At 59.7% G+C, this 17,449-nt stretch carries 13 protein-coding genes; 9 read left to right on the forward strand and 4 right to left on the reverse strand.

Annotation, left to right across the window (positions count from 1 at the left end; all coding sequences use genetic code 11):
* Nucleotides 1-49: 49 nt before the first annotated feature.
* The 3 genes from ACVZUB_RS06550 (at nt 50) to ACVZUB_RS06560 (ending at nt 4,471) form a co-directional block, all read left to right on the forward strand.
* Nucleotides 50-1,369, forward strand: coding sequence for a UDP-glucose dehydrogenase family protein (locus tag ACVZUB_RS06550; RefSeq protein WP_063314864.1), 1,320 nt, complete (start codon nt 50-52; stop codon nt 1,367-1,369).
* Between the two features lie 149 nt (nt 1,370-1,518).
* Complete coding sequence (locus ACVZUB_RS06555) at nt 1,519-3,195, forward strand: DUF7159 family protein (RefSeq protein WP_233405664.1); 1,677 nt, start codon at nt 1,519-1,521, stop codon at nt 3,193-3,195.
* A 442-nt stretch (nt 3,196-3,637) separates the two neighbouring features.
* Nucleotides 3,638-4,471 (forward strand): glycosyltransferase family 2 protein, encoded by an 834-nt coding sequence (locus ACVZUB_RS06560; RefSeq protein ID WP_054826884.1) that lies wholly within the window; start codon nt 3,638-3,640, stop codon nt 4,469-4,471.
* 18 nt (nt 4,472-4,489) lie between these two features.
* Here the strand turns inward: ACVZUB_RS06560 and ACVZUB_RS06565 are convergent, their stop codons facing one another.
* Both ACVZUB_RS06565 and ACVZUB_RS06570 read right to left on the reverse strand, forming a co-directional pair.
* On the reverse strand, nt 4,490-5,176 hold the full coding sequence (locus ACVZUB_RS06565; protein ID WP_058038970.1) for a DUF998 domain-containing protein: 687 nt from the start codon (nt 5,174-5,176) through the stop codon (nt 4,490-4,492).
* Entirely contained in the window at nt 5,173-6,333 is a 1,161-nt protein-coding gene (locus ACVZUB_RS06570) for a type 1 periplasmic-binding domain-containing protein (RefSeq protein WP_007726654.1), read from the reverse strand. Before ACVZUB_RS06570 ends, ACVZUB_RS06565 begins: the two co-directional genes overlap by 4 nt.
* Nucleotides 6,334-6,567: 234 nt before the next feature.
* Here ACVZUB_RS06570 and ACVZUB_RS06575 point away from each other — a divergent pair, with 234 nt between their 5' ends.
* From ACVZUB_RS06575 to ACVZUB_RS06600, 6 genes are all read left to right on the forward strand, one after another.
* Nucleotides 6,568-7,758 carry a glycosyltransferase family 4 protein gene (locus ACVZUB_RS06575; RefSeq protein WP_063314862.1) on the forward strand — a complete coding sequence of 397 codons (1,191 nt, stop codon included), beginning with the start codon at nt 6,568-6,570 and terminating at the stop codon, nt 7,756-7,758.
* 2 nt (nt 7,759-7,760) lie between these two features.
* Nucleotides 7,761-9,776, forward strand: a complete 2,016-nt coding sequence (locus tag ACVZUB_RS06580; RefSeq protein WP_482628253.1) for a glycosyltransferase family 2 protein — start codon at nt 7,761-7,763, stop codon at nt 9,774-9,776.
* Nucleotides 9,773-12,025: a hypothetical protein gene (locus ACVZUB_RS06585; RefSeq protein ID WP_063314861.1), complete on the forward strand. Its 2,253-nt coding sequence runs from the start codon at nt 9,773-9,775 to the stop codon at nt 12,023-12,025. The genes ACVZUB_RS06580 and ACVZUB_RS06585 overlap by 4 nt, the downstream gene beginning before the upstream one ends.
* Nucleotides 12,022-12,240, forward strand: coding sequence for a hypothetical protein (locus ACVZUB_RS06590; RefSeq protein ID WP_007726658.1), 219 nt, complete (start codon nt 12,022-12,024; stop codon nt 12,238-12,240). The genes ACVZUB_RS06585 and ACVZUB_RS06590 overlap by 4 nt, the downstream gene beginning before the upstream one ends.
* A 207-nt stretch (nt 12,241-12,447) precedes the next feature.
* Complete coding sequence (locus ACVZUB_RS06595) at nt 12,448-13,131, forward strand: glycoside hydrolase family 16 protein (protein WP_082893210.1); 684 nt, start codon at nt 12,448-12,450, stop codon at nt 13,129-13,131.
* 100 nt (nt 13,132-13,231) lie between these two features.
* A complete protein-coding gene (locus ACVZUB_RS06600) occupies nt 13,232-14,083 on the forward strand; it encodes a glycoside hydrolase family 16 protein (protein ID WP_063314860.1) in 852 nt (283 codons plus the stop codon).
* Here ACVZUB_RS06600 and ACVZUB_RS06605 read toward each other — a convergent pair.
* Together ACVZUB_RS06605 and ACVZUB_RS06610 are read right to left on the reverse strand one after the other, a co-directional pair.
* Nucleotides 14,065-15,372 (reverse strand): lipopolysaccharide biosynthesis protein, encoded by a 1,308-nt coding sequence (locus ACVZUB_RS06605; protein ID WP_230691577.1) that lies wholly within the window; start codon nt 15,370-15,372, stop codon nt 14,065-14,067. The genes ACVZUB_RS06600 and ACVZUB_RS06605 overlap by 19 nt on opposite strands.
* Nucleotides 15,373-15,756: 384 nt before the next feature.
* Entirely contained in the window at nt 15,757-17,019 is a 1,263-nt protein-coding gene (locus tag ACVZUB_RS06610) for a YibE/F family protein (RefSeq protein ID WP_003943628.1), read from the reverse strand.
* Nucleotides 17,020-17,449: the final 430 nt, after the last annotated feature.

A 17,449-nucleotide genomic window follows, 5' to 3' on the forward strand; every position in this document is an offset into this window, starting at 1 on the left:
CCCACCTGGCGTACGCGTTTCGGAAAGTTCGGACGCATACCAACAACACATGAAGATGACCGTGTTCGGAACGGGATACCTGGGGGCGACCCACGCAGTGTGTATGGCCGAACTTGGCCACGACGTGCTGGGAGTCGACATCGACCAGTCCAAGGTCGACAAGTTGTCTCGTGGGGAGGTCCCGTTCTTCGAGCCGGGTCTGACCGACATGCTGGAGAAGAATCTGGCGTCGGGTCGGCTGCAGTTCACGACTTCCTACTCCGATGCCGCGGATTTTGCGGACATCCATTTCGTCGGTGTGGGGACGCCCCAGAAGAAGGGGGAGTACGCCGCAGATCTGAGTCATGTTCATTCGGTGATCGACATGTTGGCGCCGTTGTTGCGAAAGCCTTCGCTGATAGTCGGGAAGTCGACGGTGCCGGTAGGCACGGCAGCGGCTCTCGGCGAGCGACTCCGAGCGACTGCGCCGGCGGGTGGCTCGGTAGAGGTGGCCTGGAATCCGGAGTTCCTGCGTGAAGGACACGCGATCGCGGACACCTTGAGCCCTGACCGGTTGGTTCTGGGGATCGATCGTGACCGGCCGGGAAACGCCGAAGGCCTTCTTCGCGAGGTGTATGCCGAGATACTGGACGCAGGGGTGCCCTTCCTCGTGACCGATCTGGCGACGTCCGAGTTGGTCAAAGGATCTGCGAATGCGTTTCTCGCGACCAAGGTGTCCTTCATCAATGCGATTGCGGAGGTGTGCGAGGCGACCGGGGCCGACGTCACGATGTTGGCCGACGCTCTCGGGTACGACGCTCGGATCGGTAGGCGATTCCTCAATGCGGGCTTGGGGTTCGGCGGTGGTTGCCTGCCGAAGGACATTCGGGCGTTCATGGCACGCGCCGGGGAGTTGGGTGTCGACCAGGCGCTGTACTTCCTCCGCGAGGTCGACAGCATAAACATGCGACGACGGACAAAAGCTGTGGAACTGGTGACGGCAGCCTGCGATGGCAGTTTGCTGGGAGCTAACGTGTCGGTGCTGGGAGCCGCGTTCAAACCCGAATCCGACGATGTGCGCGATTCGCCTGCGCTCAACGTTGCAGGAATGATGCAGTTGCACGGGGCGGCGGTCACCGTTTTCGATCCGAAGGCAATGGATAATTCTCGCCGACTGTTTCCCACCCTTCACTACGCAACCTCCACGTCAGAAGCTTGCAGGAATGCTGATGTGGTCTTGATCGCCACTGAATGGGACGAGTTCGCCTCACTCGTGCCCGGCGATTTGGAACCGCTCGTTCGGCGGCGGGTGATCGTTGACGCCAGAAATTGCCTCGATCCGGACCTGTGGCGCGCCGCCGGTTGGAACTATCGCGGATTGGGGCGGTAGGTCGAACGTCCAGGTAGCGAAAAAATAGCTGCGAGAAGGCCTTAGGTGAGATGCGCGAACCTCGCAGACCATGCCCAGTGGGTAGACTTCCGGCCGGGGAATGACGGGGTCTGGTGACGGAACCCGTCGACGGTCGACGAAGGTGGATCATGAACTTGGTTTTGGGTGTGACGGTGGGAGCCAGCGCTGTGCGTTTGGCGCGCCCGGGGACGCCCGACCACAGTGGTCCGGTGTTCCGATCCAGAGCGGTCGATCGAGGCCGCGAGATTCCGGAGGAAGTCGCAGCGGAGGCAACCGGCGTGGCCTTGACCGAGAATGCCGACCTCGGCAGCAATACGGTCGTCGCCTACCGGGATCAAGCACAGGCCGGAGCACTCCAAGCAGCGTTCGAACAGAAAGGCATCGACAACTTCGAGCTGGTTCCCGAAGTAGTCGCGACGCTTCGAATGCTCGAGGAGTCCGGTGCGTTGACCGACCAGAGCACACTCGTCGTCGTCGACATCGGTAGTTCTGGATCGACGATCAGCATCGTGGACAGGCAGATGCGGTCTACCGTCGTCACCGCCCGGTCGACGCGGGTCAGTGGAGATCACTTCGACGAGCTCGTCTACTCGGATCAGACCGTGCGTCGCCGTATAGCTACGCCGGCCGACCCGGGCGGCGATGCCGAACTGCAGGCGCGATGCCGACTCGCGAAGGAACAGCTGTCCTCACGAAGTGCGGTGTGCCTGCCCGGCCCCGGCGGGCTTCTCCTGCTGTCGCGGGAAGTTTTCGATTCGTTGGTCGTCACGTCGGTGGAGGCCTTCGCACGCGAGATACGAGAGGTCATCGCAACGTCCGGCCGTAACCCCGACGCGATTCTCCTGATCGGTGGCGGTGCACGCATTCCGATCGTGCGGGCGACCCTCGCCGCGTGGCTGGAGTGCCCCCTCATCGCGCCCGAGCAGCCGGAACTCGTGACTGCTCAAGGCGCTGCGCTGATCGCGGAGTCGTCGATGACGCCATCGGCGCGCGCGGTATCTGCCCCGGTTCAAGTTCCGGCTGTAGCGCCGATCTTTGCGCCGTATCCGATCCACACCCCGGCGGAGGTACCCGTTCCGGTTCAGGCGTTCAGCCACGGAGGGGTCGCAACGCTCGCGGAATCGGAGCGGCCGAATGCCTTGTCCGAAGCCGCTTCCGGTACGAAGTCCGTTCCGCAGGAACAGGTGCCGAGCCCTTACGCGGCGGAACTGCCTCAGCCGCGACCGAACCGACACGAGCAACGATTCGATCCGGCCGCAGATCTCGTGGTCGCCGACAGCGACCCGGCCACGGACGGATTCGGCACAGAACGTGACGCAGACACCGAGGCCGTGATGGTTGACGCCCAGGCGTACTCGGCGATGTACGAAGGCGAGGGACCCGGGGCAGGAACCGCACACCCGTCCTGGCTCGCCGGGACACAACCCGTTGAATCGACATCCAAAGAGCCGAGAAACCCGCTACGGTTCGCGGGCCTCGGCGCCGGTGTGATCGCGGCGATCGTGATCGTGGGGCTGGGATTGGGCTACGGAGGAAAGGTCTTCGATTCCGAGGACGCCGGACCCGTGGCAACCGAGGTGACCACGACGGCACCGACGACCACGACTACCCCGCCGCCTACGACCACAACGACCCCGCCCCCGACGACGACGGAGGAAGCCCCTCCGGTCGTCGAGGCTCCGCCAGTCGTGCAGGACACTTACGTGCCTCCCGCGCCCGCGCCCGCGCCGCCACCGCCGGCGATCTACATCCCGGGGCTTCCGCCGATTCTGTTGCCGGTTCTCCCACCGATTCCCGGACTCTGAGCAGTTGATTCCTGGACCCTGAGTCGCCGATTCGTGGACTCTGGGGCCGGTTGGGCTGTTCCTGACGGGCGGCGCGGCCTTCGCAAAGCAGGTCCGGTGATCGACTTCACAGGGTTCCCGAAGGCTGGATGAGCAAATTTCTGGCTACTTTACTTTGGTGCCGAATTTCTTTGCTTTCGTGTTCCAATAACCGGGTTGTTGGTCTCTTTTCGCCCAAAAATTCAGGCAATTCCCCCTTTGAGCTGTAATTATTCGCCTTGCGAACAGTATCTTGCGACGATTTGGCTTATACAAACGAGGTCATGGTTTGCGCTCAGACGGATGACTATCCCGTGCATTCGGCGCAGATTCGTGTAGGTTTCGATTTGCTGATTGGTAGCGATTCGATGAATCTGTATCGATTGAGCATCACTGTGAGGCACACGACCGAAGGAAGCACATCATGGACAACGACGCCCCTGCGGCAGACGAGCGTATGCGTTCGGCGACGATGCGCCCCCGTGTCACGGTGATCGTGCCGGCGATGAACGAGGCGAAGAATCTGCCTCACGTGGCTGCTCAGATGCCGAAGGGAATCGACGAGATCGTGTTCGTCGATGGAAATTCGGTTGACGACACCGTCGAGGTCGCCACGATGTTGTGGCCCGACGCCACGGTGATCACACAAACGCGCAAAGGAAAAGGAAACGCCCTGGCGTGCGGGTTCGAGGCGGCGACCGGCGACATAATTGTCATGATCGATGCCGACGGGTCCACCAACCCCGGCGAGATTCCGCTCTTCGTGCAGGCACTCGTGGATGGGGCCGACTTCGCCAAGGGTTCGCGATTTATCGCAGGGGGTGGAAGTTCGGACATCACAAAGTTGCGGCGGCTAGGCAACTACGGCCTGAATTCCCTGGTGAATATCCTCTTTCGTACGCATTTCACAGACCTTTGCTATGGGTACAACGCGTTCTGGCGCAATGCACTCGACGTCATGCAGCTCCCGGATACAGGCATTGCTGCAGCTCAGTGGGGTGACGGATTCGAGATCGAGACGTTGATCAATGTTCGTGTAGCTGCCGCCGGATTGGGAATTGCGGAAGTCGGAAGCTTCGAGGCCGATCGAATTCACGGTGTCAGCAACCTCAATGCCTTCTCTGACGGAATGCGCGTGCTGCGTATAATCGGGATGGAGTGGCGCCGCCGACGCAGCGCGCGCAGGGGCGCCACCTCGCGTCGTTCCATCCCTCTCGACCCGCAAAAATTGACGTTGCCTGAGTCGATCGTTAGCTGAAGCAGGTTGGAGCGCACATTAAATCGGTTCCTGTTCGCGTCTGGTTGCCGGTTCGGAGCCCAGGACCGTCGCCAGCGCGATCAGGCCGATCAGTGAGGGGTACACCGTGAACCTTTGGATCGTGCCCATCCCGAGCATGCCGAGACCGCCGACTGTGTGGATGAAGTAGGCGCTCAGTCCGAGTACTCCGGCTGCGAGGGCGACCCATTTTGCTGGGGACGGTCTGCGGAGCGTCCGGGACGAGGTCGCGATCATGATCACGGCGGTGTTGGCCAAGACGAAATACATGTTTGCACCGATTCCATGGAGGATCGATCCGCGGTCGAGGGACGACACGGCGATCAGGATCAAACCGCTTGCCGACACGAGTAGAAAGGAGCCTTCTGTAGGCGATACGACTCGCGACTTCCACCACAATAGTGTGCCGACAGATATTCCCAGTGCAGTGGTCACGAAAGAAATGTTCATCAACCAGTACCAACTGCACACGCCCGCACGACTGTCGCAGACACGAACACCTAGTTCGCTTACGAATTGATTGCGGCGCGAGTAGTTTCCTCGCCAGCTCCACGCGGTCAAGAATTCACACACAAAAAACAGGAGTGTCGAAATCCACGCGTATCTGGCGAACAGCTCGATAATGTGCGAGGATTTGCCGTTTCCTTTGTTTGCGACGAATTCTTCGTTGTAGTCCGAGTGGATCATTCAGCGATTCCTTCTCTGAAGAACTTCAGTGGATTTTTGCATGCATTCTCGAATGCGGATCCGATTCTTTCGGCGTCGAATACATTGTCGTGAAACGAAAACGAGACATTGTTCAAGGTTCCCAGTCGTCCGACTGCAATCACGATATGTTCGGGACTTTCAGGTAACAAGGTCGCGATATAGACAGATTCTTTCGGGGTGCCGGTCAATGGAAAATTCTTGAACTGCGGAGCGCCTGACATATCGCTGTAAGCGATGCGCGCACGAGGGTGTGCCGGAGCGCTCGTCACAGCGTCTCCCACCGGCCTGCGCGTAATGCGACCGAGTCGGGACTTTACTGAAGTGGCGGCGAGATTGAGCAGCGGTCGACCCGAATCGGCCGCAGCGGAGATACCGTCCCCGACGGATGCAGGTGAGCCCGCATCGTCGAATGACAAGTCCAGGCCTGCCGCGAAGTTGGAGAGCGTCCGGTGGTTCTCGGGGAGGTACCGCCTGGCGTCGAACAGGACCTTCACGGTGTTGTCCACCTTGATACCTTCCTCTCGAAGTGCGCGCACTATGGAGGCGAAGAAGATCGACGACAACGACGCGGGAACGGCGTTTGCTTTCCTCCAAGCCGCGAGATCGCCAAGCGCAGTGGGTGACGATGTTGCGAATCCGACGTGATGGGAAGGTTGCCACTTCGCTGTAATTGGTTGTGAAGAAACCTCTTTCGGTCTCCCTGCGGTCACGCTGCGGAGAAGCTTGCCGGGGCTCGACGCATAAAGATTCCAGGAGGCAGCCGTCAGAGGGAATCGTGTCGGTTGTAGCGCAGTGCACCATTGTGGGACTTTGCCGGTACGCGTCGCAGGGTCAGCGAGCGCGCGCGTGAGATTGACTGTGGTCTGGCCGTCTCCCACTCCGTGTGCAAGTCGCACGATCAGGTATCGGCCGCAGACCGTCACCGCAATAGGCAGCGACACGTCGGCCAGGCGGACCGCAGCGGCGAGGGTGGCAGGTAGGTCTTGTGTGTGAACAGCAGGGATTTCGTGCACGCCGCGCTGCAGTGAGTCCGGTTCGAACACCCAATTCCGAGTTCGACTGCTCGGGATCAGTCCGACTCGCGCGTGTGGGCCCGCGGACGCGATCGTGCGGAGCGCAGCGCGAACTCCTTCCACACCTCCATGGTCGATTGGCCCCATTGCGACTAATGTCCAGTTTTCAACCATGGCAACGTCGAGATCGGTAACTTTGTAGCGCGTGGGCTGAATCTCATTTCGCACGGTGAGGCCTTTCTAATAGTAGAAAGTGGGGAGATATGCGACATTTCGGAAATTGTGTCCTCATGGCGCGTGATTCTTTCTTGGTATGCTAATTCAGTGACGCGTAGCGAGGTTATCAAAGTGCTTGGAGTGACGCTTTCGGAGAATGTCGGCGGAACCGATCACAGCTTCCGAAATCTAGCTCTCGTTCTTGCCTCGGAAGGTATTCAATTGTCGCTGGCAGGCCCGTCCGGAGATACCCCGACCCGGCGCTGGTGGACAGAATCGAACCTTGAATATGTTCCGCTGGAAATTCCCAAACGAGTTGGATTGCGTCCGACAAGCGGGGAAGGCTTCAACTCCAAGTATGACTTTTTCTCGCAAGTCCCGAAAAGTATGCGCGCGGTCAAGGCTTTGATCGGGAAGGTTCGTTCCTTCGATGTCGTCCATTCGAACGACTTGATGACTCACGTGGACGTCGTGCTCGCCGCGCGACTAGCAGGAAGGCCGTCGTTGCTCGAGTTGCACGACATCGTGCCCCCAGGTGGTGGGCGGCTGGTGATGAGTAGTGCGGTGTCCACCGCAAACGCAGCAGTCGCCGTGAGCGAGGCTGTATTCGAGCAGTTGGGCCCGCTGGCACGGAGGAAGGCCCGGGTCGTCCATCAAGGTGTCGACTCTGTTCGATTTAGTCCGGGAGTGGCCGATCCATCGATTCGCGCCGAGCTGTCAGCAGATCCCCGAGCATTGCTCGTGGCGGTGGTGGGGAGGTTGGACAGAGAGAAGGGCATCGGCGAGTTGATCGAGGCACTGGGGTCGTTGCGTCGATCGGGAGTTGACGTACATCTGGCTGTTGTCGGCGCACCGGCCAAGAATGACGCTGCATTTGTCGACGCGTTGCACACCTTGGCGCGGGCATCGATGCCGGGCGCCCATCGGTTCCTGTCGCCCAGAAATGACATTCCGTCGATTCTGCGTGCCGTCGACGTCCTCGCGTGCCCGTCTCGCGACGAGCCTTTCGGGCTGATCGCGTTGGAAGCTCAAGCCTCCGGAGTCCCGGTGATAGCCAGTGACAGTGGAGGATTGCGCGACTTCGTTCACGACAACAGCACCGGCGTGGTCTTCCGGACAGGGGACGTCGATTCTTTGACCGTTGCCGCACAACGGCTTCTCGGCGATCCCGCACTATGCACCCGAATCGCCGCCGAGGCGTTGGGCCGGTCCAGAGACGACCTGTCCATCGAGCGACGAGCAGATTCGTTCGCCACGACGTACAGAGCTCTGCTCCGTGACGCAGGACGGCGGAGGCGAATATCGAGGTTCGATTCGAACGGGCAGGGGTGATCATGTCTTCGTCGCCGGTTTCGAAGGTCGAATTCCTCGACAAGACAACATGTTCGGTATCCGTGGTGATCTGCGCGTACAGCATGAGTCGGCTCGAGATGCTGCTCGCTGCGGTTGATGCCGCCACTGTCCAGGCAAACGGCCCAGGCGACGAGGTCGTTGTTGTCATCGATCACAACGAGTCCATGCTTGCTCATGTTCGTGCACGCGTACCAACGGGGGTCCGGGTGGTGCCCAACACTGCCGAGCAGGGCTTGTCCGGCGCGAGAAACTGCGGAATCAGTGCAGGCAACGGTCATCTGGTGGCATTTCTCGACGACGATGCGATCCTCCGAACTGGCGGGATCGACGCGATCCGAGCAACGATGAGTGCAGATCCCACGATTGCGGCAGTCGGAGGGGCAGTGCACGCACGGTACGAGGGGTCTAAGGCTCGGTGGTTTCCGGAGGAATACGGCTGGGTCGTCGGCTGCGACTACCGCGGCCTCCCACCAGACGGAGAACAGATTCGCAATCCGATCGGCGCATGTATGGCGGTTCGGCGCACCGCGCTCGAGTCCATCGGCGGGTTCTCGAGCGAACTCGGGCGGGTCGGCACGTTGCCGGTCGGTTGTGAGGAGACGCTGATGGGAATCAAGATCCGCCAGCGGGATCGCACTGCCAAGATACTGCGAGTCTGTGATTTCGCAGTCGATCATTTTGTTCCTGCCGACCGCCAGCAGTTTCGCTATTTTCGTCGACGTTGTTTCTACGAAGGTCGGTCCAAGCGAATTCTCACCCAAGCGGTGGGGAGCGCGGACGGGTTGTCCAACGAACGGGCGTACGTCGTCGGTGTCTTGAGCAGTGGAATCTTCACCGCAGCCAAGGATTCGATTCGAGGCGATCGCTTCGCGCCAGCCCGCGCGGCAGCTCTGATTTTCGGGTTCCCTGCCACCTTGCTCGGGTTCCTTTCGGCGAGAACCGTATTCGGTGGAGAGCACCTGGTTGACGACTGCGACGACATAAACGCCGATGAACTGGTGTCTGTGGTCGTGGCCACCGTCGGCCGTGATTCGCTCGCTCGGACACTGGACGCTCTGTTGGGTCAGAGCCACCACAATCTGCAAATTCTGGTGGTCGACAACAAACCTGATACCGATCGCGTGGACCAGGTCCTGTCGGCGATGGACGACGAGCGTTGCGTGATACTGAGACAACCAGTCAAAGGTGCTTCTGCCGCGCGTAATCTCGGACTTCACCACGCGAACGGGCGAATCGTGGCCTTCACCGACGACGACGCGGAGCCCGACCCATTGTGGATCGAGAAGATTTTGGACGTCTTCGTGCTCGACGCCTCCCACGAGGTTGCTGCGGTGACCGGTCGCGTTGTGGGAATTGGCATCGACACCGCCGAACAACGGTGGTTCGAGGAAGTGGGCATATTCGACAAGGGCGATACCACGACCTTGTGGGCGATGGAGACGCCGAAAATTGCTTCGATCGGATTGGGTCAGCGGGGGACTTCACCGCTTTTCCCCTACACGGCAGGCGAACTCGGTAGCGGCAACAACATGGCCTTCCGCACCGAAAGCATCCGACGTCTCGGCGGGTTCGACGAGGCACTCGGACCCGGAACACCGACGCTCGGAGGCGAAGACCTCGACCTGTTTCGGCGGGTAGTTCTTGCTGGAGCGACGCTGGTTTACGCCCCCGAGGCAACAGTAGGACACCATCACCGCGCGAGTGTCGCGGAGTTGCGGGACCAGATGTACGGCTACGGAACGGGAATGTCCGCGGTTTTGGTCAAGATCATTTCGGGCGGCGACCGGACTGCTCTGGGTTTGTTGAAGGTCGTGCCCCGAGGTGTGCGCATGCTTCTCGTTCCCGACACTGCGCGTTTCGGTGACAGAAGTACAACGATGCCCGGCGATCTCAAGCGAGTGGAACTGGCCGGGTATCTGGCCGGCCCCTATCTGTACGCTTCCAGCAAGCTACGCCTGCGTCGTAGGCGGGCGCAGGCGGATCAGTTGTCCCGATGATCGTCGGACAGGCGTCGACTAAGGGGGACGCGGAAACGAAGCGAGGTCGTCATCGAGGTGACCTCGATGACGGCGGAACCACTCGCACCGCACAACTGGGACTCGATCATGTCGTCCTCATCGCAATCGCTGTATTGACCTGTACCGCGCTGATTCTCGCGTTGCTTGTTCGCCGCGATGGAGGGGAGGGAGTTCCATTCTCACTGCGCGTGTTGATCGGGGTCGCGACGACGGTTCTGGTTCCTGGTGTGCCTATTGCACTCATGGTTCGCATTCCGGATCCAGTGATCACGACGGCAGTGGGGATAAGCCTCTCACTCTCGGTCAACATCATTGTTGCGCAGTCTCAGTTCGTTATCGGCGCATTTCATCCGACCTTGATTCAGACAGTGCTGTGCGGGCTGTCCCTCCTCTCCTGTGCGGTGGCGTGGAAGGTTATGCCCTATCGAGAGATCGGACCGCCGCGGGTAGGGCGTCGGCGAATGCTCGCCGGTGTGACGATCACGGTTGCAGTGCTCTTCTTCGCGGTGGCAGTTCGAACTCTGGACACCGCTGCCGCAGGCGCGGCAGGAATCATTCCAGAAATCGGGTGGGCGTACTACGTTGCGCTTTTCCTGGTCTCACTCGTAGCCGGGATCGCACTGACTTCGCGCAGACTCGACGCAGTAGTGCTGACTGTCGCAGCACTGACTTTGATCACATTCACGACTTTGCTGGTAAGCCTTGCAGACGGGGTGACATCAATCCCCACAGCTTACGTACATCGTGGTCTCATCGAGATACTCGTCCATTTCGGAGAACTTCCACCACCCTCCGACGCGCGCTTCAGTTGGGCTGGATTCTTCTCCGGGAGCGCCCAAATGAGTACCGCCTACGGGATTACCGATTTCACCGCCATTTTCATCTGGGCACCCGTGTTCTTCAACGCGATGATCGCGTTGCCGATCTACTCGATCGGGTTGTCGATATCACGGAGTCGACGTGTGGCATGGCTGGGCGTGTTTGTCTATTTGCTTTTCAACTGGTACCAACAGGACTACTTTGCGCCACAACCAACCGCAATGATGTTCTACACCAGCGTGATTGCAGTGCTCTTGTGGCAACTGCGTCGTGCTCCACTCCCCGTGGTCGAGGGAGGGTTGGTGGCGAGAACTGTCGGCGCATCTCGTCGCACTCCGGGGCGTGTGCCTGGACAGAGTTCGGCGCAGACCCTCGCCGTAGAGGCGATTCTGGTTGTGATTCTGGCGGCGATGGTTGTGACACACCAGTTGACGCCGATGGTGATGGTCGGTGCACTGTTGATGTTCACGCTGACGGGATCGACTCGCTATCGGTTGTTGTGGGTGGCCGCCGGCGCGCTCTTTCTCGTCTGGTTCAGCTACGGCGCAGTCGACTACTGGAAAGGCCACCTTCAGGCGTTGCTGTCGGATGTCGGGCAGGTGAGCGGCGCGGTGCAAGGCGGTGTCAGCAAACGCATCGGCTCCGGGCCGACCTACCAAGCAATGCAATATCTGCGGCTCGCAGCTACAGGTTTCATGGGATTGCTCGGGTTCCTCGGCTGGGTTCTGACACGTGGACGAAAGACGTGGTTGATGTCGGGAGTGCTGTGTGTGGTTCCCTTCGGATTAGTGGCAGTACAGAGTTACGGCGGCGAAGTGGTCATTCGGTGTTTTGTCATGGCAGCTCCGATCCTGGCTCCACTTGGCGCCGTGACAATTGTGCGTAGTGCCGCTGCGCTTCGGAACGTTCTGATGAATTCGAGACGACGGCGTGGCGGGCGTATACCGCGTGTTGTCATGGCGTCGCTGTCGATTCTCGTTCTCTCCGTCATTCTCACCGCTACTCGAGGGTTGAACACCTCATTCGAGCACTCGTCGCCTTATCAGATCCGGATTGGTGATGCACTCCTCGCGTCAGTACCGGACGGTGTCACGATCATGGCGTGGGGACCGTCCGCGCAACTGGTCTCCCCGCGAATTCTCACCGGAGTGACGGTTTCTCAAGTTGATTCGATCGATTGCCTGGACAACTTCGATACATGTGTCGCTGATCGAGATCCGGACTACGTATTCGTTGCGCAGCAGGCTTCCTCCCAGATATCCCTTCAATACGGATACCCTGCGGGAATGTTCGACGATGCCATCGCCGATATGCTCGCGTCCGGCAATTTCGAGATCGTCGTCGAGAATGCCGATGTCACCGTGCTGCGTCGCGCTGGTGCCCCCGAGATCGACCTGGAACAGCGATGACAAATCTGTTGGGAGCATGCATCTTCGGATTGTTGTTCGTTGTGCTCACTCTGATTACGGTGACGCGGGAACGGCAGGTGCCGGACCTTGGCACCATCGGCCGTGGGAAGGCTGCGAGAGCTCTTACCGTTCTCGGGGTCGTCCTGGTCCTGTGTGCAGTCGCCGTGGTGTTCTTACGATTCGACCAGATCGCGCTGATCTCGAGTCAGGAGTGAAACACATTGTTGTTCAACAAAATAACGGCCCTCGGGGGAGTTGTCGCTTTGTGCTTGTCAGTGGGGTGTTCGGTCACGGGTGACGTGCCAACCGACGCATGTGAAGAAGGACCGAGCGCGCCAGGCACCACGAATGCGCCGACAGGGGATCTGCGCGGGTGGACGCAAGTATTCGTGGACAACTTCGATCGCTGCGAGCTGGGAGAAATGTGGGGGGCGTACAGCGGCCAACCTGGGGGTGATCCTCACAGTTGGTGGGAGCCTGAGCAAGTCAGTGTCACCGAGGGGGTTTTGCGCCTGCGTGCGCAGCAGGATGGCGACCAGTGGGTCACTGGCGGTGTTTCTAACAGTGCAGTGTCGCAAACTTATGGGAAATGGATGGTTCGTCTGCGGGCGGGGGTATCGGACGAGATCAGCTATCATGTGTTGCTGTGGCCGCGAGACGAGGTATGGCCGCCAGAGATCGACATCGCGGAAAGTGTGTCGGGTCGACGTGAGTCGATGTCATCTTTCATTCATTGGTCCGACGAAGGTGAGCATCACTTCGCACAAGCGGACACAACTGGTCGATTCGACGAATGGCATACCGTCGGTGTGGAGTGGGGCCCGGGAATTGTTCGATACCTTGTCGACGATAGTGAGTGGGCTGAATTCGAATCATCTTTTGTTCCATCGACTTCCATGTGGTTGGGGATTCAGGCGCAAGCCGGGGCATGTGACAAGCAGAGGGAGTGGGGAACGGGGGATTGCCCGGTTTCGGGGTCGCCGGCAATCGCTGACATCGATATCGATTGGGTCAGCGTCTACTCGCCCGATTTCGCGGCTCTGGCAGCTGTCGAGTCTGCGCGAAGTACTGATCTCGAACTGATCGAACTGACTCCACGTCGGTAGTAGCTGTGGATTAATTGTCGCTGAAAATTTATACCTTTAGTCCCAATTGGTGCGTTATGCTCTGGTAGCAGATGAACATTCACTGCGACTAGACGGTGGCATGATGGTAAATCCACGGCAGCGTGTTTCGAAGCGGTTCTTCGGTTGGCTCAATCTTCTTCTTCTGTCTGTTCTTGTGGGAATAGTGCCGCAGGCAACTGTGAGCGCAGCTCCGCTGTGTTCTTCGGTAGCGAGGTCCGGTACCAAACCTGCTCCGGTCGGGAATATTTCGACCTGGCCGAAGTGGCGCCAGATCTTCATCGACAACTTCGACCGGTGTTCGCTGGGCGGGGACTGGGGTCCTTACTATGGTGCACCAGGTGGCAATTCGGCGAGCTGGTGGGATCCGTCGATGGTTCGCCTCGACGGTGGCAAGTTGCAGCTTCGTGCGCAACAAGTAGATGGTCGATGGCTCACGGGTGGGGTTTCCAACTTCACCCGCGCGCAGCAGTATGGCAAATGGGAAATGAGATTTAGGGCAGACAAGTCCGACGAGATCAGCTTCCATCTTCTGTTGTGGCCGAAGAATGAAATATGGCCCCCCGAGATCGACATTGCGGAAACTGTTGACGGAAACCGGAAGTCGATGTCGGCGTTCGTACACTGGAATACACCGACAGATGGATTCGGTCAGGGGCAAGCAGACATCACAGGCGACTTCAGCAACTGGAATACGGTGGGAGTGGAGTGGGGGCCAGGAATTGTTCGCGGCACTCTCAACGGTCGCGTGTGGACTACGTTCGAATCTGCAACCAAGGTTCCGGCGACGCCGATGTGGCTCGGACTGCAAACCGAGTCCGGGGCCTGCGCGCGGAAAGTGGCGTGGGGAGTGGGGTCCTGTCCATCTGCGGGTACGCCTGCGGTCTCGAACGTCGAAATCGATTGGGTGAGCGTCTATGCCCCCGGCTGGTGATCGACCGTCGATTCGTTGGATTCGATTTGAGTCGGAGTACGTGCGGCGCGTCGCAACATTCCGACCAGTGGAACCGAAACAATTGCTGCGGAGAGAATTTCGGCCGCGAGGTAGGACCAGCCGACACCGGCTATGCCGACGTGAGGTGTCAGGACAATTGATCCGGCGATGACCACGATGGTGTTGAGTACTTGCGCAACAACAGCCGAGCCCATTCTTTGGTACACCCTGGCGAGTGCGTTGTGTAGAACGACGAGTGCGGATATCGGAATGATGATCGCAGACAAGCGAAGTAGGGTCGTGCCTTCTGTCCGATAGTGATCGCCGACGGATCCCAGCGCAACCGGTGCCACGAGTGCGAGAAAGATTGCACCGAGAACGGCGAGTCCGGACAGTAGTGCGATGAATCGACGGGTCAGTGACTGTATCTGCGTCGGAAAGGCGCTCGCCTCTGAGACGAATGGGCCCATGAGCATGTAGAAGAGTACGAACAGGGCGCTCACCAATGCCCAGGTTATCGCGAAGTATGCATTCTCCTCCGCGCCGAGAAGTGAAATGACAACGAGCGGCACTGCAAGCGGGGCAAGGGAACCGAGCGTCATGAGGCCGTACGAGTGGCCGAAGTACGACCACAGTTCACGTGCAGGGGGAAGTGCCGGTTGGGCCGCGGACTCACCTCGCGTGCGCAGTTTCCGACGTATCGCAACACCGAGGACCAGGGCCGCGATCGCCGCCGACCCACCCCAGGCTCCGACGACAGCAAGTTCATGCGCTGTGAATGCCAGTGACGCGACAAGAGCTAGTTTGGCGATGGCATGAACGATGTTCTTCGCGGCTGACCACCTCGCAACTCGAAGACCGTTGGTGGTCTGGTCTTCGAGGGCGAACAGCGCGAGGGTAACGACGAGCCCTACATACGAGAGCATGGCCCACCCCGAGGAGAACAGTTTTTCACGTGGACCGAACATCAACAGTGCGGTGGCGAGGATTGTCGCGAGGAGCGCTACGAGGAGATATCCGCGCGCCACCAGTGCGCCGGCACGGCTTCCTGCCAAAGGTAGGAATCGCTCGTACATCGATCCGAGGCTCAACGTAGACAGAGTGGACAGTACCACCGCCGAATTGATCACCGCAGATGCCCGGCCGACAACGTCGACCGGATACATCCGAGCTGTGACTGCCCAGAACACCAGCCCGAGTACTGCCGTGACGGCGCCCGAGATCAGCACGGCGATCGAGTCGTACTCGAACTTGCGCTTGTCTGTAGCTGGCGTTTCTGGTGATGCCACGGTTGTGACCGGTGATGAGTGCGTCATGTCCACTTTCGGAAGTCGATCTTCCGATGCTACTTGCCAGTAGTTAACTTGTGCATGTCGACGGGTCGGTCAAAATTGCTCTATTGAGAATCGTTGCACTTCAAGGCGGGTGATAGCGCGAATAAATTGTGAACTTCCATGTGCGAGCGATTTGCCTGATGCGACCGACTGGTCGGGTTTGTGCAGTCCAGTACGATGGCGCCGTGGCTAATGGCGAGGGCGAAGTATGTGCATGCGGTCATGCAGAGGTGGCACACAGCCATCATCGTGCGGGAACCGACTGCGCCCTCTGTGACTGCGTCAGGTTCAAGCGTCGTGGGAGCATACTTTCCCGTCTGCTTCGCTGAACAGCTGGTGTCAACGCTTGGAGTGTCGGCCACCTGACGTGGGGCCGGCCTTGACCGCGCTACCGGGCGGACGGGCGAGAATCACGGCGATGGCAGTGGTGAGTGGAACCGAAAGCGCCAGGGCTATTCCGCCGACAGCGGACCTTACGATCTCGATTGCGACGGCGTCACCGACCAGGACGTCCTGAAGAGGGCGCCCGCTGACGCTGAAGAGCAGTAGCAGTGGCAGCGCCCCACCCGCGTACGCGAGAACCAAGGTGTAGACCGTGCTGGCGATGTGATCACGTCCGACCCGCATCGCACCGCCGAAGACTTTTCGACGGGACGCATGCTTGTCGAGTTCGGCCAACTCGAATGCCGAGGATGCCTGGGTGATGGTGACGTCGTTGAGAACGCCGAGCGAGCCGATGATGAAGCCCGCCAGCAGCAGGCCGGTGATGTCTATGTGCTCGATATAGGTCTGAACATTGGTGTTCTGCTCTTCAGACAAACCGGTGAGGTGTGTCAGTTCAATGCAGAGGTAGGAGAGAACCGCGGCGAGCACCATGGCGGCAAGGGTGCCGAGCAAAGCAGAACTGGTCTTGAGTGAGACCCCGTGCGCCAGATAGAGAACCGCGTACAAGATCACCGCCCCGGCGACCAGCGCAACCGGTATCGCAGGCTTGCCGTCGAGCAGAGCGGGTAGGAGAAACCCGACGACTACGCCGAAGGCGATCACCAGGCCGACGAGTGCGCGCAGCCCTCTCCACCGTGCGACTGCGATGATGACGACGGCGAACGCGATGACGATCAACGCCAGCGGGAGCCCACGCGAATAGTCTTCGAAGGAGTACTGCGTGTTTCCGTTCGGGTCGGTCTGACGCACCAGGCGAATGTGGTCACCCACGCGAAGGTCCGGCTGACCGGCGCCCGGAATGACCTCGAGCAATGTCTTCGTTCCGGCATTCGGCCCGGATTCGATATCGACGATACTTCGCTGGCACTGGTAGGCGGAGGTAGGCGGCGGTTGCGGGGCACCGACGAATACCCTTCCGGCAGAGGAACTTCCGCAGTCACCGAGATCCTGCATCGTGACGGTGCCCGCCTCGGTTTCCACCGAGCTGCCGTCGGCATTCTGGAAGGGGAGTGGGACGGGAATGGTGTTCTTGTCCGGCCACAGTGCGACAGCTGCCGCGACGACGACCATGCCGATGACGACGAGCAACCCGATGACGACGCGTGATGCGGTGGGGCCGATCTGAATGGGGCCACCGTGGCCGTGGCCGTGACTCATCGGAAACTGAGTGTCGGACTGGGGATTTGCACCGGTGCAATGTTATCGGCTCCGAAGCGAATGGTCAGCTTCTGACGGCAGTGTCGGTGAAAGGCAGTGTCGCTTCAAGGCAGAGTCGGCGAAAACCGGTGCTACCGATGAGGGGTTGTGAAACTGGGATTGGTCGAGCTGGGTGGCGGGGAACAGGGGGGGTTGTCCCCGCCACCAACCTGGTATCCACAGGGGGGGGGAGGGATACCAGGTGCTCGCGGCACCGAAGTGCTGCTAACTAATGTACCCAATTTCAAACCGATTTGGCGCGTTGTCCAACTACCAATTTCACAACGAATCACGTACCGGTTGGACCGTTTTCACATCGGGGCAGGTCACTAAATAGTTAAAGAGTCAATCAAACCGCATGGTTTGCGAAAAATGTGACCAAGGTCGCACA

The organism is Rhodococcus sp. OS5, from assembly GCF_056837585.1.